We start from the raw sequence: 20,363 nt of genomic DNA on the forward strand, positions 1-20,363 counted from the left end.
GATCAGTTTGAAGGGGAACGACGCCGTTCGGCAAGCTGACGCATCAGCTCGCGTGAACGCAGCGGCCGCGTGCCGAGCAAGGGAGCAAGCGCCGCGCGCACGACCGCCTTGGCCGGACCGGCCAGGCCGGGAGCCGCCCAGTCGCCACCGGCCAGCAGACGCAGGGTACGTCCATCGAGACCGGGCTCGCCGGGCACGAAGGCCCGCGTGGCGGTATCGAAGCGGTAGCGGCACTGAGGGTCGAGCTCACCACCCTCCGGCGTGGTGTAGCGCGGCGCGGCATCCAGCGTATCGAGCAGGGAGAACTCCAGGCGGCGCAGCGCCACGGCACGGCCATCGGGCCGCGGCAGCGCCTCGAGCAGCGCCGTATAGAATGCGAACACCTCCGCCGCCGGCAGCTCCACCGGCAGGGTTCGTGTCAGCAGTTCGTTGGCATAAAGGCCGCATAGCAGGCCCTCACCGGCCAGCAACGCCGCAGCACCACGGCTCTCCATCAGGCGCAGGCGCTTGAGCTCACCCTCTCCCACCCAGGTCACGTGCAGCGGGGCGAAGGGCTGCAGACGCCCGCGCGAACGCGACCCGGGGCGCTGTACGCCCTGGGCCACCGCACGCACGCGGCCATGTTCGAGGGTCAGCAGCTCGACCAGCGCACTGGTCTCACGGTAGGGGCGCTTGTGAAGGAGAAAGGCCGGCTGCGGCTGCATGTCAATCTAGATCGTAACCAAGGCTCTTGAGCGCCCTCTCATCATCCGACCAGCCGCGCTTCACCTTGACCCATAGATTGAGCATTACCTTGGCATCCAGGGCACGCTCCATGTCGAGCCGAGCCTCACGGCCGATACTCTTGATCCGCTCGCCCTTGTCGCCGATAAGGATCTTCTTCTGGCCGTCACGCTCCACCAGGATCAGGGCGCTGATGTGAACCACCCTGCCCTCGTCGCGGAACTCCTCGATCTCCACCGTCACCTGGTAGGGCAGCTCGTCACCGAGCTGGCGCATGATCTTCTCGCGTACCAGTTCGGCGGCAAGGAAGCGCTGGCTGCGATCGGTGACCTGATCGTCGGGGTAGTGGTGGATGCCTTCCGGCAGGTGCTTGGCCACCTCCGCCTCCAGCTCTGGCACGTTGGTACCGTGCTTGGCGGAAAGGGGGATGATAGCGGCGAATTCACGTCGCGCTCCGGCCTCGGCAAGCCACGGCAGCAGCGTGCTCTTGTCCTCGAGCCGGTCGACCTTGTTCACGGCCAGGATCACCGGTGCCTCGACGTGCTCGAGACGCGTGAGCACGACCTGGTCCTCTTCGGTCCAGCGGGTGCGGTCGATGATGAAGACCACGCAATCCACGTCGCGCAGGGCCTGGGTGGCCGCCTGGTTCATGAAACGGTTGATCGCCTTGTTGCGATCGCGACCCAGGATATGGATGCCCGGCGTGTCGACGTAGATGAACTGTGCCTCGCCTTCGGTCTTGATGCCCATCACCTGGTGCCGGGTCGTCTGGGGACGGCGCGAGGTGATCGAGATCTTCTGGCCGAGAATACGGTTCATCAGTGTCGACTTGCCGACGTTGGGGCGACCAACGATGGCCACGAAGCCACATGTCTCGCTCATGATTTCTGCCCCTTGCGATTCTCGAGCTGGAGCAGCGCAAGCTCGGCGGCCTGTTGCTCGGCATGGCGACGGCTGGACCCGGTGCCCAGAGTGTGCGAATCCAGCAGCTCGATGTGACACTCCACGGTAAAAGTCTGGTCGTGGGCCTCGCCCTCCACCGTGACCACCTCATAGCGCGGCAGCGGCGACTGGCGCGACTGCAGGAATTCCTGCAAGCGGGTCTTGGGGTCCTTCTGGGTGTCCTGCAGGTCGATCGCTTCCAGGCGCTCGGCGTACCAGGCCAGCACCCGAGTCCGGGCCACGTCCATGCCGGCGTCGAGATAGATCGCTCCGAGCACGGCCTCGACTGCGTCGGCCAGGATCGAATCACGCCGGTGCCCGCCGCTCTTCATCTCACCGGAACCCAGGCGCAGGCACTCGCCGAAGGACATTTCCCGGGCCAGCTCGGCCAAAGTCTGGCCACGCACCAGGCGCGCGCGCAAGCGCGAAAGCTGCCCTTCACGGGCCTGCGGGAAACGCTCGTACAGAGCCTCGGCGATAACGAAGTTGACGATGGAGTCACCGAGGAACTCCAGCCGTTCGTTGTTCTGGCCCCCGAAGCTGCGGTGGGTCATGGCCAGTTCCAGCAACGCGTCGTCGCGGAAACTGTGGCCGATACGGCGGCTGAAGACGGTAAGGGATTTGGTCACGAAATTCCTGTTATTTCTGGTCCATCAATGGATGCGGCGAACCTGGGTGAAGCTGGGCAAGCCGCCGTCCCAGTGCATCCACACGGCAAACGCCCGGCCGACGACGTTCTCTTCAGGCACGAAGCCCCAGTAGCGGCTGTCGTTGGAGTGGTCGCGGTTGTCACCCATGGTGAAATAGTGCCCTTCGGGCACGACGATCTCGCGCACCCGGGGACCCGAGTCACGTGGGTTATTGTAGATACGATGGCTGACCTCGCCCAGTTGCTCCTCGAGCAGCCACTCGCCTGGCGCGGCAGCAGGCGCTTCATCCAGCAGTTGCTTGGGCACCAGCTCGCCATTGACATAGAGCTGCTTGTCCTCGTAGCGCACGGTGTCGCCCGGCAGCCCCACCACCCGCTTGATGAAGTTCACCGAGGGTTCACTGGGAAAGCGAAACACCATGACGTCGCCCCGCTGGGGCTCACCGAACTCGACGATGCGGGTATGGGTCACCGGCAGACGCAGACCATAGGCATACTTGTTGACTAGGATGAAGTCGCCCACCTCAAGGGTCGGGCGCATGGAACCGGAAGGTATCTGGAACGGCTCAACCAGGAAACTGCGCAGCAGCAACACCACCAGCAGCACCGGGAAGAAGGAGCGCGCATAGTCCACCGGCCAGGGCTCCTTCATCGCCCGCTCGCGGGCGGTCTCGTCGAGCCCCTCCGTGGTACCCACCTCCACGGTGGCCAGCTTCCGACGGCGAACGGAGCGCCACCAGACGATATCGAGCAGCCAGATCAGTCCAGTGATGGCGACAGCCACCACCAACAGAAGAGAGAAATCCATAATAGTATCGCCGGTCCTAGTCGTTCACCTTGAGCACGGCCAGGAAGGCGTCCTGGGGAATTTCCACCCGACCGACCTGCTTCATGCGTTTCTTGCCCGCTTTCTGTTTCTCGAGCAGCTTCTTTTTGCGCGTTACGTCGCCACCATAGCACTTCGCGGTAACGTTCTTGCGCAGCGCCTTGACGGTGGAGCGTGCCACCACCTGACCGCCGATGGCCGCCTGGATCGCCACATCGAACATCTGGCGTGGAATCAGTTCCTTCATCTTCTCGACCAGCAATCGGCCACGGCCATGGGCATGATCACGGTGGATGATCACCGCCAAGGCATCGACACGGTCACCATTGATCAGCACGTCCAGGCGTACCAGCTTGGCCGCTTCGAAACGCTCGAAGTTGTAGTCCAGCGAGGCATAGCCCTTGGAGATGGACTTGAGGCGATCGAAGAAGTCCATCACCACTTCGCTCATGGGCAGTTCGTAGACGAGCTGGATCTGACTACCGAGGAACTGCATGTCGAGCTGGTTGCCGCGACGGTTCTCGCACTCCATGATCACGTTGCCGACGTACTCCTGCGGCACCAGGATACTGGCGCGCACGATCGGCTCGCGCATCTCCTCCACGTCGGCCATGTCGGGCAGCTTGGAAGGGTTGGAGACGTACCTGACGTCACCGTTCTTCATCGCCAGTTCGTAGACCACGGTAGGCGCCGTGGTGAGCAGGTCCATGTCGTACTCACGCTCGAGCCGCTCCTGGATGATCTCCATGTGCAGCGTGCCGAGGAAACCGACGCGGAAGCCGAAACCCAGGGCGTCGGAGTTCTCTGGCTCGTACTCCAGCGAGGCGTCGTTGAGCGCCAGTTTCTCCAGGGCATCGCGAAAATCTTCGTAGTCGTCGGCGCTGACCGGGAACATGCCGGCATAGACCTGCGGCTTGACCTTCTGGAAGCCGGGTAGACGCGGCACGTCCGGCGTCTTGGCGTGAGTGATGGTATCCCCCACCGGGGCGCCCTGGATTTCCTTGATCCCGGCTACCACGAAGCCCACCTCGCCGGCGCGCAGGATGTTGGTTTCCTTACGCAGCGGCGTGAAGATGCCCACCTCGTTGGCCTGCCAATCACGGCCGGTGGACTTGATGCGAATCTTCTCGCCCTTCTTCAGGGTGCCGTCGAACACGCGAACCAACGAGACGACGCCCAGATAATTGTCGAACCAGGAGTCGATGATCAGCGCCTGAAGCGGTGCCTCCCGGTCACCCTTGGGCGGCGGGATATCTCGCACCAGGCGCTCGAGCAATTCATCGATGCCCAGGCCGCTCTTGGCCGAGATCTGGCAAGCGTCGGTGGCATCCAGTCCGATGATCTCCTCGATCTCGTGGGAAACCTTGTCGGGGTCGGCCTGTGGCAGGTCCATCTTGTTCAGCACCGGCAGAACTTCAAGTCCTTGCTCGATGGCGGTATAGCAATTGGCGACCGATTGGGCCTCGACACCCTGAGCTGCATCGACCACCAGCAGCGCCCCCTCGCAGGCGTAGAGCGAGCGCGACACCTCGTAGGAGAAGTCGACGTGCCCGGGCGTGTCGATGAAATTGAGCTGATAGGTATTGCCGTCCTGAGCGTGGTAATCCAGCGTGACCGACTGCGCCTTGATGGTGATACCGCGCTCGCGCTCGAGGTCCATCGAGTCGAGCACCTGCTCCTTCAATTCACGCTCGGTCAACCCACCGCAGCTCTGGATCAGACGATCCGCCAGGGTCGACTTGCCGTGGTCGATATGGGCAATGATCGAGAAATTCCGAATGTGCTTCAGTTTTTCGTTGCTTGCTTCGTTGCTCATCTAGCCCAATCCGGTGTTCGACACGAGCGCGGCAGCAGCAGAGTCATCGGCGCCCGCTAACGTCATGAGAATTCAATGGCCGGTATTGTACCGGCATGACCATGGGTTGGACAGCACAGCCGCATGAGGCCGCAGAAACACGAACACCTCCCGCCATGGGCGGGAGGTGTCCCGTCGTTCAGCCGGGGCCAGGTCGCGACTCAGCCGCGTCCCAGACGCAACGCCACGAACAGGGAACGTCCCTCGCGATACAAGCGCACGGGCACGGCACGATCGGTGGGCAGCGAGTCGATCAGCTCACGCAACTGTTCGCCGTTCTCCACGGCATGGTGATCGAGGCTGACGATCACATCGCCCGGCAGGATGCCGGCTTCGGCGGCCGCTCCACTGGGAGCCACGTCTCGCACCAGCACGCCACTGTCGATACCGAGTCGTTGACGCTCGGTTTCATCGAGCTCGGCCACGGCGATTCCCAGGCGCGCCTGGGCGTCCGATCCACCAGCGCGAGCCTGTGCCGGTTCTTCGCTGTCGGGCCAGTCGCCAATCGTCACCGCCAGATTCTGGCGCTCACCGTCGCGCATGATGGTCAGCTCGGCATCGTCGCCTGGAGTCACCCGGCCGATGAGCCGCGGCAGGTTGCGCGAACGCTCCACCTCCTCGCCATCGACCTCGAGCACGATGTCGCCCGCTTGCAGGCCTGCCTTTGCCGCCGGTCCCTCGGGGTCCAGGTCGGCGATCAGGGCGCCGCTGGGGCTGTCCATGCCGAACGACTCGGCCAAGTCGCGCGACACCGGCTGAATCATCACCCCGAGCCAGCCACGGCGCACGCGACCATCGTCACGCAGTTGGCTGGCCACGTCCATGGCCACATTGATGGGAATGGCGAAAGACAGCCCCATGAAACCACCGCTGCGGGTGAAGATCTGTGAGTTGATCCCTACCACTTCACCGTCGAGGTTGAACAACGGCCCACCCGAGTTGCCCGGGTTGATCGCCACGTCGGTTTGAATGAAAGGCACGTAGGCGTCGCGCGGCAGCGTACGGTTGATCGCACTGACGATGCCGGCGGTCACCGAGTGGTCGAAGCCGAAGGGGGAACCGATGGCGGCCACCCACTCACCCACGCGAAGCTGATCGGAATCCCCCATGTTCAGCGTCGGCAGGTTCGAGGCATCCACCTTGAGCAGCGCCACGTCGGTCTGGGTGTCCGCCCCGATCAGCTCGGCCTGCAGTTCACGGCGGTCATTGAGGCGCACGAGGATCTCGTCGGCCCCCTCGACCACATGGGCATTGGTCAGGATATAGCCGTCCTCGCTGATGACGAACCCGGACCCCAGCGACTGCCGCTCCTCGCCTCGACCGGGGCCACCCGGTCCCGGGGGCACCGGGAAGCGGTCGCCGAAGAAGTGCCGGAAGATATCGGGAATCTCCTGGCCACCAAAACCTTCGAAAGCTTGCGAACGACCCGGTATGACCCGAGTGGTGGAAATGTTGACCACTCCCGGAGCGGCCTGCTCGACCAGCTCGGTGAAATCGGGCAGGTCACGGGCGAAGGCAGACTGCCACGACAGCAGCACGGCCAACAGCAGCGCCCAGAGAGAGAACTGTCGCATCAATGGCATCATAAGAGCTCCTGCATCAGCTTTTACTTCGTCTCAAGCGGTAACTTTCTCAAGCGGTACCTGGTACCTAGGGAACCATGCATCGTTTTTCAAGATGACTCGTTCATTCAAAGAGGTCAGGGCGAGTTGCGCGTAACCGAGCGATCACTCCGGCGTCTCGCGCCAGGCCAGATTCTCCGCCACCTGCACGAGCACCCGAGGGGGCAACTCGCCCATGACGACGACCTGCAGGGGGCGTTCGTCCGCCATCACGTGACGCACCACGGCAAGCGAGATACCCAGCCGATGCAACCCGGGGATGAGGCGCTCGTGCCCTTCCTCGATGGGTTCGACGAACAGGCTGAGCGTAGAGAGTCCATCGCTGTAGATGCGATGTCCCACCGCCCGATCCTGCCGTTCCGCATTGCCGTCAACAGGCTGGTCGACGAAACCTTCGGGTAGCCAGGCGGGATACCACGGCTGCTGTCGAGGTTCACGGTAGGTATCCATCACCACGCCGCCTTCATGCAGCCGCGGTGGCTGCAGTTCGGTCAACTGGAACGTCTCCACGACGCGGCCACGGTCGTCGATCAGCTCGCGCTTCAGCGGCAAGGCCGTCTCGGCGTCGAGCCACAGGCGCTGGCCGAAGCGCATTCCATCGAGCGGCTCGATATCGAGTCGCACCGCGCTGCGGTTGGCAATACGCTCATCGTTGCCCAGGGAGAGGCGGTAATACTGGTCGATATGGCGTGCGATACCCGCTGGCGAGGCAGATACATTCTCGTCGTCGCTGGACCAGTTCATGCGACCGATACGCCCACGGCGCTCGAAGAAGACCGGCGGCCCGTCGAGAAAGCGGGCCACTTCACGTTCGATACCGTCCTGAATGTCACGCGACAGCGCCAGCGTGCGCACCCCATCGATGCCGATGCGCACCGCACGCGCCTGGAATACGAGACAATGGCTGGCCCATAGGCTGCGCTCGAACCACTCCAACGGCGATTCGGGCTGTTCCCAATCGACCAATTGGCGACAGTCGAATTGCTCGGTAGCGGACTGTCCTGGCGTGGATTCGGCAACGGCAGGCGACAGCTGGGCCAGAAGCGCAGCGCTGCTGAGTAGAGCCAGGCGCCTTGCGATACGCCTGCCTGCCATTAGCGCTGCCCCAGACTCTCGTTACCCGATCCACGCAGCAAAGGCATCCATACATCGCCACTGCGATAGGTCGCGCCTTCGGCATGACGATCGAGATAGGATTGCAGCAGCCGCGCCTGCTCCTGGTCGGAACGCTGAGACTGGCGGGGGTTGGGCGTCATGAACAAGGGAGAATCGAAGCTCGCCCCCACCGGCATCACGCCGGATTGGCCATTCGAGGCAGCCGGGGAGAAGAGCGGCATGCCAACGGGGGTCGCCTGTCCGCCACTACCAGCCTGAGCCGCGAGACCGGGCTGCGACGGAGTGGAGGATGAGCGCGCATCACCATCGGCCAGCTGGGCATCGCCGCCGGTGCTGGTGAAACCGTTGCCTTGATAGAACTGTACCCCGGTGATCACCATCAGGGAGACGGCGGCAGCGATGCCCGCACTGCGGGCGAAAGGGTAGGCACGGCGCGGTGCGGCAGGCGCCTCTTCCATGACCGGCGCCGGTTCGGCTTCCAGCCTGGCCATGATCCCGGCCGAGAGGTCCGTGCTGACATCGATGTCATGATCCCGCCGCAGCAGGCTGCGCATCAAGTGATAGCGCCGCCACGCCTCTGCCGCATCCGGCTCGTCCTCGAGGGACTTCAACACCCGGCGCAGCTCGAGATCATCACCTTCGCTGTCCATCAGGGCAGAAAGCGATTCCCGTGCATTCTGACTCATTCCTCATACCCCCACATCGACAAGGCACCCTGCCTCGCTATCAATGATTCCGGCATTCCAGACGCACCCAACCGAAATGCCGACAGCCCATGTTGTCGCTGTCATACAGCGGTCAATGGTTCAGACGTCATCGACGCAAGACAGTTCAGCGTCGAAGCGAAAACATTGTCGAAAAACTTCACTCTGTCATCGACTCACGCGTTCGCGATGTTGTTACCAGCGGCTGGATATGTTGGTCCACCGCCTCGCGGGCACGGAAGATTCGCGAACGAACCGTGCCCACCGGACACTGCATGATATTGGCGATGTCCTCATAGGAAAGCCCGTCGAGTTCGCGCAGGGTTATCGCCGTGCGCAAGTCGTCGGGCAGGTTCTCGATCGCTTCGAATACCGCCGCCTCGAGCTGGTCCCGAGCCAGCGACGACTCGGGGGTCTCGATGTCGGACAAACGTCCGCTGTGATCGAGAATCTCGGCATCGGCAATATCGAGATCGCTGCCGGGTGGCCGCCGCCCCCTGGACACCAGGTGGTTCTTCGCCGTGTTGATGGCAATGCGATACATCCAGGTATAAAAGGCGCTCTCGGCACGAAATTTGCCCAGCGCTCGATAGGCCTTGATGAAGGCCTCCTGAGCCACGTCCTGCACCTCGGCGTGATCCTGTATATAGCGTCCAATCAGCCCGATGATCTTGTGCTGGTATTTCTTGACCAGCAAATCGAAGGCTCGCGTATCGCCCTTCTGTGCACGCTCCACGAGCTGTTGATCGGTTTCCCGGTTACCCATTCACGCTCTCCCCGGCAGGGAGGTACCCTGAAGCGGGATGAGCGTCGAATGCGTCGTTAGGTAGTCTGCATGCATGGTATCAACCTGGAGCCCGTTGGCCGCTGTAAGTCCCTGGACGTCATCGTCCGTTTCGACAAGTGTTCCTGTTTCTTGGCCGCGCATCAAGCGGCCGCCATGCCGCCCGCGCTGTGACAACCCCGGCGTCGCCCGGTTCCGTTGCGATTGCAGATTTCTTCCTCGGCGGGTGTATAGTAGTTCATCCTCTTGCCATCAACGCACCACGACACAGGTAGCAACATGTCAGATCAGCAGGTCAGCAACCTCAACGTCCTGTCACAGGACGTACTGATCACCCCCGAAGCCCTCAAGAATGAGATCCCCCTCGGCGAAGCCGCCGAGAGAACGGTGATCGAAGGACGCCGGACCATACAGAACATACTCGACGGCAGCGACCCGCGGCTGCTGGTGGTGATCGGCCCCTGCTCGATCCATGACGTCGATGCCGCCATGGACTATGCGCGCCGTCTGCGCCGCCTGGCCGATGAAGTGAAGGACAGCCTTTATGTCGTTATGCGCGTCTATTTCGAGAAGCCGCGCACCACGGTGGGCTGGAAGGGTCTGATCAACGACCCGCACCTCAACGGCTCCTTCGAGATCGAGGAAGGCCTGCATATTGCGCGCAAGCTGCTGGTGGAACTTTCCGAACTCGGCCTGCCACTGGCCACCGAGGCGCTGGACCCGATCTCGCCTCAGTACCTGCAGGATTGCATCAGCTGGTCGGCGATCGGCGCACGCACCACCGAATCCCAGACTCATCGTGAGATGTCGTCCGGCCTCTCCAGCCCCGTCGGCTTCAAGAACGGCACCGACGGCAGCCTCGACGTGGCAATCAATGCCCTCCAATCGGTATCGCACCCGCACAACTTCCTCGGCATCAACCAGAGCGGCCAGGTGGCGATCATCCGCACCCGCGGCAATGCCTACGCCCACGTGGTGTTGCGCGGCGGCAACGGCAAGCCCAACTACGACAGCGTCAGCGTGGCACTGGCCGAGCAGGAGCTCAAGAAGGCCGGCATCAAGCCCAACATCATGATCGACTGCTCTCACGCCAACTCCAACAAGGACCCGGCGCTGCAGCCGTTGGTGATGGACAACGTCACCAACCAGATCCTCGAAGGCAACCACTCCATCATGGGCCTGATGGTCGAGTCCAATCTCGGCTGGGGCAGCCAGAAGATCTTGGAGGACCATAGCCAGATGCAGTACGGCGTCTCGGTCACCGATGCCTGTATCGACTGGCCGACCACCGAAGAGACGATGAACAAGATGGCGCAGAAGCTCGCCCCGGTGCTGGCCGAGCGACGCCAGGGCTGACACTCGGACGCTCTCGTGAAAGGCCCGCATCGATGCGGGCCTTTTTGCTTGGCGCTCTGCGCTAGCGGCTAGGCACCGTCGATCTCTCGCGTGAACGGCGGCAAGGCGTCGAGCAACGCCTGGCCGTAGCGCCTGGTGAGCACGCGGCGGTCGAGCAGCGTGATGCGCCCCTGGTCGGCCTCCTTGCGGATCAATCGGCCGCAGGCCTGCACCAGCTTGATCGAGGCGTCGGGCACGCTGATGCGCATGAAGGGGTTGCCGCCGCGACTCTCGATCCACTCGGCAAGGGTCGCGCCGACGGGATCGTCGGGTACGGCGAACGGCAGCCGGGTGATGACCACGTGGGTCAGGTAGTCGCCGGGCAGGTCGATACCCTCGGCAAAACTCGCCAGGCCGAAAATCACGCTGCCTTCGCCGGCATCCACCCGCGCCCGGTGGCGCTCGATCAGTTCGCGCTTGGGCAGTCGATCCTGGGCCAGCACCCGCTCGCGCCACTTGGAAGGAAGCGCCTTCTCCACTGCACGCAACTGTGCCCGTGCCGAAAACAGCATCAGCACCGCCTCCTTCTCGCCGAGCCCGGTGACGAAGTCGACGATGGCCCGTTCGTGAGCGTCGCGATCACCAGGGTCGACGGCCAGCCGCGGCACGCTGAGCACTGCGCGGGAGTAGTCGAAGGGGCTCGGCAAACGCTGGTAGCGGTAGCGATTGGCCAGCCCGGCTCGCTCCTGCAAGCGCTCGAAGCGACCCAAGGCGGTGAGTGTGGCCGAGGTCACCACGGCACCGAAGCAGCTCCCCCACAGGGTCCGGGCCAGGGTCGGCGCGGCCGAGACGGGGCTCGCGGCAAAGGTCAGCTCGGGGTCGGCCCCGAAGCGCTCGAGCGTCAGCCAGCGCGCTCGCGGCGGCTCGCCTTCCACGTCCGGCTCGGCATAGGCCTCCCACAGGCCATGCGCCTCCAGCGCCCGGCCATGCAATAACGCCAGCAACGGCAGCCAGGCCTCGGCCTGTTCGCGCTCGAGTCCGGTGTGCTTGTCGGGGTCGAGGCTCTCGCGCAGGATCTCGCTCATGGTCTCGAGCGTACGAGAGAGTTCGGCGAACCCCACCAGCAGGGTGCCGGCGTGCTCGCGCAGGGCACCGGGCAGTTGCCCCATGGGAAAGCGATACTGGTGGCTCTCTTCGCCCTCCTCCAGCCCATGCAGCCGACCGGCCAGCTGGTGACCCAGCGAGAAGGCCTCGCCCAGGCGCGGCTCCAGCGCGGCTATGGTTTCCGGCAGGCCCGCCAGTAGCCGGGCCAGGGTCGGCTGTATCGCCAGCGCCTGATGAAGTTCGGTCAGCGACTTCTTGAGGTTGCCGAGCCAGCGCAACGCGCCGTTGACGCCCATGCGATGAGCGAAATGGGTCAGTGCCTTGTCCGGCAGATGGTGGCCTTCGTCGAAGACGTAGATGCAATCTCCGGGAGGCGGCAGCACCACACCGCCACCCAGTGACAGGTCGGCCAGCACCAGGTCGTGGTTGGCGACGATGATGTCGGCGCTCTCGAGGTCGCGGCGGGCACGGAAGAAGGCGCAGGCGGCGAAGTGGCCGCAGCGGCGGTTGGTGCACTGGCGATGGTCGATGGTCAGGCGCCGCCAGTCGCTGTCCTCGATCGAATCGGGCCAGCTCTCGCGATCCCCTTCCCAGCGACCGCTGCCGTAGGCGTCGGCCATCTCCTGCACCAACGCCTGGAAGTGGTCGCCGCCACCCTGCGCCAGGCTCTGCTCGAACAGCGACAGGGTGGGGTTGTCCTCGACGCCATCGAGGGCTTGCTCCAAACGCGTCAGGCACAGGTAGCGACCGCGCCCCTTGGCCAGGGCGTAGTCGAAGTCCAAGCCGCTGTGGGCCTTGAGGGTCGGCAGGTCCTGCAGCAGCACCTGCTCCTGCAGGGCGATGGTGGCCGTGGCCACCACCAGGCGCTTGCCCTTGGCCTTGGCCACGGGCAGCGCCGCCAGCAGGTAGGCCAGGGTCTTGCCGGTGCCGGTGCCCGCTTCGAGTACGCAGACATGCTCGTCGGAGACCCGCCGGCCGGCATCATCGGCCTCGATGGCACCCAACGTACGGGCGATCTCGGCGATCATCAGTCTCTGGCCGTAGCGTGGCGTCAGCCCCTGGGCCTCCAGCACGCGGCGGTAGGCGGCCTGTATCTCGCCCTTGAGGGCCTCGTCGAGCATGGGCGTTACAGTAGCCCCTCGGGCGGATGCACGCAGGGCAGCTTGTCCTGGATGTAGCGCTCGATTTCCGGCAGCGAGAAGGCATCCTCCTCGCCGACGAAGCTGATCGACACTCCCGCAGCCCCGGCACGACCGGTACGGCCGATGCGGTGGACGTAGTCCTCCGGGTCCTCGGGCAGGGTGTAGTTGATCACGTGGCTGACGTCCTCGATATGGATGCCGCGCCCAGCCACGTCGGTGGCCACCAGCACCTGCACCTCGCCTTCGCGGAACAGCTCCAGGGTCTTGATGCGCTGGTTCTGCGGCACGTCGCCGGAGAGCATGGCAACGTTGATGCCGGCCTTCTTCAGCAGGCCCTCGAGCTTGCGCACCAGGTCGCGACGATTGCCGAACACCATCACCCTGTCGAAGCTTTCTTGCTTCAACAGATTGACCAGCAGGCGCGCCTTGTCATCGTCACTGACCATGTAGACGCGCTGGTCGATGTTGGCCTTGTTGTCGACCGTGACCTCGATCTCGACGTGAGCCGGCTGGTGGGTCCACTGGCTGGCGAGATCGAGGATGTCATGAGAGAAGGTGGCGGAGAAGAGGAAGGTCTGGCGCTCCTCCTTCTTCGGCGTGTGGCGAATGATGCGCTTGACGTCGGGAATGAAGCCCATCGAGAGCATACGGTCGGCCTCGTCGAGCACCAGCACTTCGACCTGGGTCAGGTCGACGTCACGCTTCTCGTGGAAGTCGAGCAGCCGCCCGGGCGTGGCCACCAGGATGTCGAGCTTCTTGCCCAGATGCTCGCGCTGCTTCTGGTAATCCATGCCGCCGACGACGCTGGCCACGTTGAGCTCGGTGAAGCGAGCCAGCGCCTTGGCATCCTTCTCGATCTGCAGGGCCAGTTCACGGGTCGGGGCTACGATCAAGGCACGTGGCGCCCCCGGCTTCTGGCCTTCAGGCGTCTCTTCCTCGAGGAAGTAGGCCATTATCGAGATCAGGAAGGCCGCGGTCTTGCCGGTGCCGGTCTGGGCCTTGCCGACCACGTCACCGCCCAGCAGCGTGTGGGCCAGCGCCTCGGCCTGGATCGGGGTGCAGTACTCGAAGCCCAGGGCGTGGATGGCGCGCATCAACGGCAAGGGCAGATCGAAGTCGTGAAAGCGCCACTTGCCCGCCACGGCAGGCACCTGAAACTGGCGCAGATCCCAGTTCGACTGGCGGCGGCGCGGCTTGCGACGACGACGCTTGGGCTTGCGGTTCTCGGCCGGGGCTGTGGTCTGTTCCGACTCGCTCATAGGCTATGTATCACGTCCGTAGCAATGGATGAAGGAAACACTGCACGAATGCCTGCGCGGCCGAATCGCTACGTTGCGCTTCAACCCGCTCGCCGATTCGTTCAGCGTTTCTTGAACTTCGTACAGCCGCATATTGTACCAGCCTATGGCGTCGAGGGCGCGCCTCTTGCATTGGACTGGTAGAATGACGCTTTGCTGCTACTCGACACCATGGAGCCAGGCCTGATGACACGCCGCAAGAAGACCCGCTCGCTGGCCGACAAGGTGACCATCCGCACCGGCAAGCGCAAGGACTACAAGAAGTGGCGCCACGAGAACCCCGACCAGGTGGTCTCGTCGCGCCGCTTCACCCAGAAGAAGCGCCAGCAACGCAAGCTGCAGGCAGCGCGCAAGCTGGCTCGCCAGGATCAGGGAGCGAGCATCACCATTCATCCCGAACCCAACACAACGACTAGCGAGGAGCGCGACGAGTGATACGCCTGGTCTCGTTCAACATCAATGGACTACGCGCCCGACTGCACCAGCTCGAGGCGCTGATCGCCACCCACCAGCCGCTGGTGATCGGCCTGCAGGAAACCAAGGTGCATGACGACGAGTTTCCCTGTGAGGCGGTCGAGGCCATGGGCTATCACGTCCATTTTCATGGCCAGAAGGGCCACTACGGGGTTGCCCTGTTGTGCCACAAGGCGCTCTGTCCGAATGGACCGGAGGAGGTCTTCTTCGGCCTGCCCGGCGACGGCGAGGAGTCCCAGCGGCGGCTGATCGGCGCTCGGCTGCGCACCACCGACGGCGAAGCATTGACCGTATGGAACGGCTACTTCCCCCAGGGCGAGAATATTGCTCACCCTACCAAGTTTCCCAACAAGCGCGAGTTCTACACCCAGTTGATACAGATGCTGCGCGACCGGCACCGCCCCGACGAGCGGCTGGTGGTGATGGGGGATTTCAACATCTCCCCCGAGGACATCGACATCGGCATCGGCGAGGCCAGTCGCAAGCGCTGGCTGCGTGAGGGCAAGACCAGCTTCCAGCCCATCGAGCGGGAGTGGCTGGGCACGCTCAAGTCGTGGGGGCTCAGCGACAGCTATCGGGTGCGCCACCCCGAAGTGGACGACCGCTTCAGCTGGTTCGACTATCGCTCCCGCGGTTTCGAGCGCGAGCCCAAGCGCGGCCTGCGCATCGATTACATCCTGGCAACGGCCCCCTTGGCCGAGCGCGTGCATGCCGCCGGCATCGACTATGACCTGCGCGGCATGGAGCGCCCTTCGGACCATGCGCCGGTTTGGACTGATTTCGAGGTCTGAAGCCTTGGCGCCTCGAGTCGAGGGAATCTCGCCCTATCGGGTCGAGAGCCAGCGCTCGTCCACTTCACTACCCAGCGCCTGAGCCTGCTGCATGGCCTCACGGGCCAGCTCGAGCCGCCCCCAGGCGTGCGCCAGCAAGCCCAGGCGCTGCCAGTCCTCGCCGCTATCGCTTCGTTCCGCGACCGTGCGCCAGGCGTCTAGCGCCCGCTCACGGTCGCGGGCCTCTTCCCAGGCACGGGCCAGCAGGCGGCGGTTGGCCAGGGTGTCGGGCAGCGTCTCGCCGGCCAGCGCCGCCTCCATGTATTCCGCCGCCCTTGCCGGAGTACCGGCAGCCAGGTGCAGCTCGATCCGCTGGCGCAGATCCTCCTCACCCGCCAGCACGCCCAACCGCCAGCCGGCTTCCCATATCGCCGCGGCCCGCTGCGCGTCGCCGAGGCCATGAGCCAGCGCCGCGGCACGCCGCCACGCCTCGGGCTCGGCCTGTGCGTTCAGCGAGGCTTCCAGGTTCGCCAAGGCCTCCTCGCCGCGTCCGGCGCGTTGGAATACGACGGCCGCCAGCTCCTGCCGACGTTCGCCCGGGTCGGGGTCGTCGACCAGGGCACGCTCGACCCAGCTCGCGGCTTCGTCCCAGCGCTCCAGCTCGGCCAGGGCACGGGCCAGGCGCCAGCGATCGTCCACGCTTCCTGAGTGTCTTGAATGCCACTCTTCCAGCAGGTCTACCGCCGCCTCGACCTGCCCCGCCGCCAGGCGCAAGCGTGCCTCCTCGCGTAGCCAGCGGTCACGCTGGGATTGCGGCGCCTCCTGGGTCCTGCGGGCCTGGCGCAATTGGTCGGCAGCCGCTTCGTGACGCCCCGCCCCGGCCTCGGCGCCGGCGGCCAACTGCCGATAGAGCGCGCTGGCCCAGCGATCGGCGGCATTGCCGCCTTCGAAGCGACGCGCCTGTTCGCGGGATCGTTCGCTCACGCTGTCGTGTTCACCCTGCTGCAGCTCGCGCTGGAGGCGCTCGAGATCGGCGATGATGTCGCCGGACAGCGCCGGTGTGTCGGCCAGCACCGGAGTGACCAGCAGCCATCCCATACAGGCCATGGAGATCACGGCACGAGACTTCATGCAATCACCTCAGTTGGAACTCGAGACGCTGCCGCGCACGACGTACGCCTTGTGCCGGCTCGAACTGCCAGCGCGCCACGGCCTGTTCGGCGGCCGAGTCGAAGACGTTGCGCGGCTGCGATTCGACCACGCGGATCGACGAGCGATCGACGCTGCCGTCGGGACGAATCAGGAACTGCAGTTCCACGTGTCCTTCAAGACCGCGACGCTGCGCACGGGAAGGGTACTCCGGCGGCACGCGGCTGGTCGGGGCGATCTGTCCGACATCCACCGGCCCCTGCTCGGCGGGAGCCGCCTGCTCGGCTGCGGGCTCCGGCGCGGCGCTCGGCGCCGCCGTTGACGGGCTTGGCTCGGGCGCTGGCTCGGGTGTCGGTTCGGGTTCAGGCTGTGGCTGAGGAGCCGGCTCGGGGGGCGGCTCGGGCTGCGCTTCACTCAACTCGGGCAAGCTGGTATCGAGCTCAGGCGTTTCCACCGGCTCAGGCGGCAACTCCGGCTCGGGCATGGCGATACTGCTTTCCAGCGGTGGCAGCGGCTCCGGCCGTGGCGGAGGCGCCGCTTCAACCTGTGGTGGCGGTGTCTCGGCGCTGGGCTCGACCACTTCCTCCTCCACCGGCTCGGGCGCCTCGACCATGCTCATCGTCATGCTGACGTCCTGCACGTCGAACTCCTCCTCCGGCGGTGTCACCAGCAGACCCAGCAGCCAGAACAGCAGCAGTGCCAGAGCCACACCACCCAGCGAGGAAAACGGAATGCGCGTCACGGCCGGCTCCGGCTGGCGGCGACCGCCACCTGCTCCACACCAGCCTCGCGGATGCGATCCATCACTTCGATCAGCAGGCCGGTGGTGGATTCGCGATCGGCCTGGATCACTACCGAGCCGTCATCGCTCACCAGCCCAGCCACCTCATTGCCGACGCGGTGCAGGTCCACCGCGCGACCGTCGACCCAGACCGCCCCTTCGGGCGTGATGGCGACCATCACCTGGGCATCGGGCCGCGGCGAGGCAGCGCTCGACTCGGGGCGCTCGATCTCCACCCCGCTCTCCTTGATGAAGCTGGTGGTGACGATGAAGAAAATCAGCATGATGAAGACGACATCCAGCATCGGTGTCAGATTGACTTCGCTGGCTTCGCCGTCGTCGGCGCCAAGGCGGCGTCTACGCATCGTTGTCCTCCACGGCGCGGGCCAGGCGGTCGTGCAACCGCTGGTCCTCGCGCCGAATGATGTGCTCCAGCCGGCTGGTGAACAGCAGCCCCACCACTGCCACCGCCATGCCGGTCAGCGTGGGCAAGGTGGCCCGTGCCACGCCATCGGCCATGGCGCGGGCCTGGCTGGTATCGGTCATGGCCAGGCTGTCGAAGACGGCGATCATGCCGGTCACGGTACCCAGCAGGCCCAGCAACGGACATAGCCCCACCAGCAGCCTGAGCCACGGCAGCGGACGACGCAGTCGTCCGATCAGCTCCCGCGCCCAGCTTTCGCGCAGCGTGAGTGCACTCCAGCTCAGATGATCCTGGCGCGCCGCCCAGCGTTCGATCAGGGCTCGCCTCGCCCGGCGATAGGTGATACGGAAGTACCACACTCGCTCCAGCGCCAGGCTGAACAACAGCATCGCCACCAGGGCGATCACTACCAGAACCGAGCCGCCCGCCTCGATCAGGCGCTCGAGCGGTTCAAGCCAGAGCGGGATCACGGCGCGCGCTCCCGGTAACGCTGTCGGGCCCATGCGGACGCCGCTCGAGCTGCTCGGCCAGTGCTGCGCTCGCCTGCCCTTCCATCAGGCCCGCCAGGTGCCGGCTGCGGCCCGTCAGTGCGGTATGGGCGAACAGCAGCGGCACGGCAGTGATCAGCCCCAGCACGGTGGTCACCAGCGCCTGACTGATACCGCCCGCCATCAGCTGCGGGTCGCCGGTACCGAAGACGGTGATGGCCTGGAAGGTCACGATCATCCCCGTCACGGTACCCAACAGCCCCAGCAGCGGCGCCACGGCAGCCAGCAGCTTGACGATCGGCTGGCCGCGTTCGAGGCGCGGCAGCTCGGCCAGCACCGCCTCGTCGAGGCGAGCTTCCAGCGCTTCCGGCACGGGGTCATCCTGCAGTGCTCGAAAGCGCAGCAGCACGCGGCCGAGCGGGTTGTCTTCACGCAATGTGCCGAGATCGCGCAGTTGTCGGCGCATGGCCAGGCTCACTTTCAGCAGGTAGGCATATTGCAGCAGCGCCACCAGCAGACCGATGGCACCGAGCCCAACCACGACGTAGCCCACGGCCCCACCCTGATGGAAGCGTTCGATCAGGCTGGGGCGCTGCGCCAGGGCCGACATCACCTCGCCCCGGGTCGGGTCCAGCGAAAGTTCGCGCGACTCACCGGCATGGAATGCCGCCAGGCTGCCAGCCACTTCGGGCGGCGTGCGCTCGACCACCGACAGGGCATCACCACCGGCGTCACGCCGCAGCAGGTGACTATCGGTGAAGGCGGCGAAGTCGCCCAGCCGCACGACCTCGCGAGGCGCGATTTCGCCACTGGCATCCGCTACCGGAGTCTGGAGGCGGACCACACGACCGGTATCGACGGTCAGCGCGATCAGGCTATCGGCAAACGCCTCGAGCCGTTCGAGTTCGAGCACTTCGGCGTCGTCGAGGCGCGGCGGCAACTCGGCGCCGCCCACGACCAGCCAGCTATCGGCCAGGCTGTCGCGCAGCTCGCCGCTGTGCCGTTTCAGCGACGCCAGGATCGCTTCGAGATCGTCGCCCTGTTCATTCTGCCGCGCATCGAGCGCTTCGCCTCGCTCGGCCAGCTCGCGTGCCTGCTCCTGCAGTTCTTCATGGCGCGCTTCGGTCTCCGCGTGGACGGCGCGCGCCTCCTCTAGAGCAGCTTCCAGGGCATCGCGATCCTCGATCAGCTCGGCCAGGCGCGCGCGGTCGCGGCTTTCGGCGGCCTGGCGCTCGGTACGCAGGCTTTCGAGCGGGTCCGACTGGGCCTGTGCCTCAGCCAGGCCAATGCCCAGCAGGAGCGTTGCCAGCAGACTCGCGGCGAAACGTGTCGCTTTCATGTATCGTCCTCCACCGACTCGAGCGGCTGCGATAGCGGCACGCTGAGCAGTTCAGGTGCGCGGCGGTCGCGCGCGATGCGTAGCCCGTTGCGGATTTCGCGGCGCTGCGCGTCGTCCAGCGCGGCCCAGCTACCCGCATCGGCCTGCCACACACGTCCGGCACGGCCGTCCGGAGTGAGGTAGTAGAGACCCACGCGCCCCAGGCGCAGGTAATCCACCTCGCGGCGCGACTCGCCATCGCCGAGGTAGCCGCGCCAGGCATCGACTTCGCGCCCATATTCCAGCTCTGCACGCCAAGCCTCGACGATCCGCTCCCAACGCTCGGCGGCGGTCAATTCGCCGGCCAGGGAGCGCAGGCTCGCAACCCGAGCCCGGCGCTCCTGCCGCAGGAAGGGCATGTCGTTCTCGACCCATCTCTCAAGCCGCTCGACCATTCGCTCCTGGAGCTCCGGCAAGGCGTCGCGCGTTTCCTCCAGCGTATCCAGCGCCACCTCGCGGCGGCTCAGCGACTCGGCCTGACGCTCGATTCGCGGAGCAAGCTCGGCGTTCTCGCGCGCCAGGCGTCGTTCGGCGCGCTCGAGTTCACGCAACTCCTCAAGCATGGCACGCATTTCGTCGTCGGCGGCCTCGATGCGCGACTGCAGCTCGGCCTGGCTGTACTGGGCCTGTCTGGCCTCCTCATGGATAGCCGGGTCGGCGGTGGCCGCGGTAGCAAGACCCAGCCAGAGCAGACTCATGAAGCAGGGGTGGCGAAACGATCTCACGTGCGAACTCCCGGCAAAAAAGACTTCAATGGAAATGCGGTCTCGCCCATTCAGGCAGAGCGCAAGACGATGCC

The 20,363-nt window shown here is 65.1% G+C and carries 20 protein-coding genes; 3 read left to right on the forward strand and 17 right to left on the reverse strand.

Annotated elements, in window-relative coordinates:
* Positions 1-2: 2 nt before the first annotated feature.
* The 9 genes from recO to rpoE form a co-directional block, all read right to left on the reverse strand.
* Positions 3-704, reverse strand: a complete 702-nt coding sequence (recO, locus tag ACRWQA_RS13065) for a DNA repair protein RecO (protein WP_263583470.1) — start codon at positions 702-704, stop codon at positions 3-5.
* Position 705: 1 nt separating this feature from the next.
* Positions 706-1,605, reverse strand: coding sequence for a GTPase Era (gene era, locus ACRWQA_RS13070; protein ID WP_263583469.1), 900 nt, complete (start codon positions 1,603-1,605; stop codon positions 706-708).
* Entirely contained in the window at positions 1,602-2,294 is a 693-nt protein-coding gene (gene rnc / locus ACRWQA_RS13075) for a ribonuclease III (protein ID WP_263583468.1), read from the reverse strand. The genes era and rnc overlap by 4 nt, the downstream gene beginning before the upstream one ends.
* 24 nt (positions 2,295-2,318) lie before the next feature.
* Positions 2,319-3,122, reverse strand: a complete 804-nt coding sequence (lepB, locus tag ACRWQA_RS13080) for a signal peptidase I (protein ID WP_263583467.1) — start codon at positions 3,120-3,122, stop codon at positions 2,319-2,321.
* A gap of 16 nt (positions 3,123-3,138) precedes the next feature.
* On the reverse strand, positions 3,139-4,956 hold the full coding sequence (gene lepA / locus ACRWQA_RS13085; RefSeq protein WP_263583466.1) for a translation elongation factor 4: 1,818 nt from the start codon (positions 4,954-4,956) through the stop codon (positions 3,139-3,141).
* 200 nt (positions 4,957-5,156) lie between these two features.
* Positions 5,157-6,581 carry a DegQ family serine endoprotease gene (locus tag ACRWQA_RS13090; RefSeq protein WP_263583465.1) on the reverse strand — a complete coding sequence of 475 codons (1,425 nt, stop codon included), beginning with the start codon at positions 6,579-6,581 and terminating at the stop codon, positions 5,157-5,159.
* A 141-nt stretch (positions 6,582-6,722) separates the two neighbouring features.
* Entirely contained in the window at positions 6,723-7,712 is a 990-nt protein-coding gene (locus tag ACRWQA_RS13095; RefSeq protein WP_263583464.1) for a MucB/RseB C-terminal domain-containing protein, read from the reverse strand.
* Positions 7,712-8,419: a sigma-E factor negative regulatory protein gene (locus ACRWQA_RS13100; protein WP_263583463.1), complete on the reverse strand. Its 708-nt coding sequence runs from the start codon at positions 8,417-8,419 to the stop codon at positions 7,712-7,714. Before ACRWQA_RS13100 ends, ACRWQA_RS13095 begins: the two co-directional genes overlap by 1 nt.
* A 178-nt stretch (positions 8,420-8,597) precedes the next feature.
* Positions 8,598-9,203 (reverse strand): RNA polymerase sigma factor RpoE, encoded by a 606-nt coding sequence (gene rpoE / locus ACRWQA_RS13105; protein ID WP_263583462.1) that lies wholly within the window; start codon positions 9,201-9,203, stop codon positions 8,598-8,600.
* A 297-nt stretch (positions 9,204-9,500) separates the two neighbouring features.
* Between rpoE and ACRWQA_RS13110 the strand changes: the two genes are divergently transcribed.
* Positions 9,501-10,577, forward strand: a complete 1,077-nt coding sequence (locus tag ACRWQA_RS13110; protein WP_263583461.1) for a 3-deoxy-7-phosphoheptulonate synthase — start codon at positions 9,501-9,503, stop codon at positions 10,575-10,577.
* A 68-nt stretch (positions 10,578-10,645) separates the two neighbouring features.
* On the opposite strand, the gene dinG is transcribed toward ACRWQA_RS13110, so the two are convergent.
* Both dinG and rhlB read right to left on the reverse strand, forming a co-directional pair.
* Positions 10,646-12,781 carry an ATP-dependent DNA helicase DinG gene (dinG, locus tag ACRWQA_RS13115; protein ID WP_263583460.1) on the reverse strand — a complete coding sequence of 712 codons (2,136 nt, stop codon included), beginning with the start codon at positions 12,779-12,781 and terminating at the stop codon, positions 10,646-10,648.
* Between the two features lie 5 nt (positions 12,782-12,786).
* Positions 12,787-14,061 carry an ATP-dependent RNA helicase RhlB gene (gene rhlB, locus ACRWQA_RS13120; protein ID WP_263583459.1) on the reverse strand — a complete coding sequence of 425 codons (1,275 nt, stop codon included), beginning with the start codon at positions 14,059-14,061 and terminating at the stop codon, positions 12,787-12,789.
* A gap of 225 nt (positions 14,062-14,286) precedes the next feature.
* On the opposite strand from rhlB, the gene ACRWQA_RS13125 reads away from it, so the two are divergent.
* Together ACRWQA_RS13125 and xthA are read left to right on the forward strand one after the other, a co-directional pair.
* Entirely contained in the window at positions 14,287-14,535 is a 249-nt protein-coding gene (locus ACRWQA_RS13125; protein ID WP_263583458.1) for a hypothetical protein, read from the forward strand.
* Positions 14,535-15,365 (forward strand): exodeoxyribonuclease III, encoded by an 831-nt coding sequence (gene xthA, locus ACRWQA_RS13130; protein ID WP_434232233.1) that lies wholly within the window; start codon positions 14,535-14,537, stop codon positions 15,363-15,365. Before ACRWQA_RS13125 ends, xthA begins: the two co-directional genes overlap by 1 nt.
* A 33-nt stretch (positions 15,366-15,398) precedes the next feature.
* Here the strand turns inward: xthA and ACRWQA_RS13135 are convergent, their stop codons facing one another.
* The 6 genes from ACRWQA_RS13135 to ACRWQA_RS13160 are packed head-to-tail and all read right to left on the reverse strand — an operon-like array spanning position 15,399 to position 20,289.
* Positions 15,399-16,475, reverse strand: coding sequence for a tetratricopeptide repeat protein (locus ACRWQA_RS13135; protein WP_434232221.1), 1,077 nt, complete (start codon positions 16,473-16,475; stop codon positions 15,399-15,401).
* Between the two features lie 4 nt (positions 16,476-16,479).
* On the reverse strand, positions 16,480-17,235 hold the full coding sequence (locus ACRWQA_RS13140; protein WP_434232222.1) for an energy transducer TonB: 756 nt from the start codon (positions 17,233-17,235) through the stop codon (positions 16,480-16,482).
* Positions 17,232-17,639, reverse strand: a complete 408-nt coding sequence (locus ACRWQA_RS13145) for an ExbD/TolR family protein (protein WP_263583455.1) — start codon at positions 17,637-17,639, stop codon at positions 17,232-17,234. The genes ACRWQA_RS13140 and ACRWQA_RS13145 overlap by 4 nt, the downstream gene beginning before the upstream one ends.
* A complete protein-coding gene (locus tag ACRWQA_RS13150) occupies positions 17,632-18,201 on the reverse strand; it encodes a MotA/TolQ/ExbB proton channel family protein (protein WP_412031200.1) in 570 nt (189 codons plus the stop codon). The genes ACRWQA_RS13145 and ACRWQA_RS13150 overlap by 8 nt, the downstream gene beginning before the upstream one ends.
* Complete coding sequence (locus tag ACRWQA_RS13155) at positions 18,149-19,525, reverse strand: MotA/TolQ/ExbB proton channel family protein (RefSeq protein WP_263583454.1); 1,377 nt, start codon at positions 19,523-19,525, stop codon at positions 18,149-18,151. Before ACRWQA_RS13155 ends, ACRWQA_RS13150 begins: the two co-directional genes overlap by 53 nt.
* Positions 19,522-20,289 (reverse strand): DUF3450 domain-containing protein, encoded by a 768-nt coding sequence (locus ACRWQA_RS13160; RefSeq protein WP_434232225.1) that lies wholly within the window; start codon positions 20,287-20,289, stop codon positions 19,522-19,524. Before ACRWQA_RS13160 ends, ACRWQA_RS13155 begins: the two co-directional genes overlap by 4 nt.
* Positions 20,290-20,363: the final 74 nt, after the last annotated feature.

It is taken from the genome of Billgrantia sp. C5P2 (assembly GCF_051062895.2).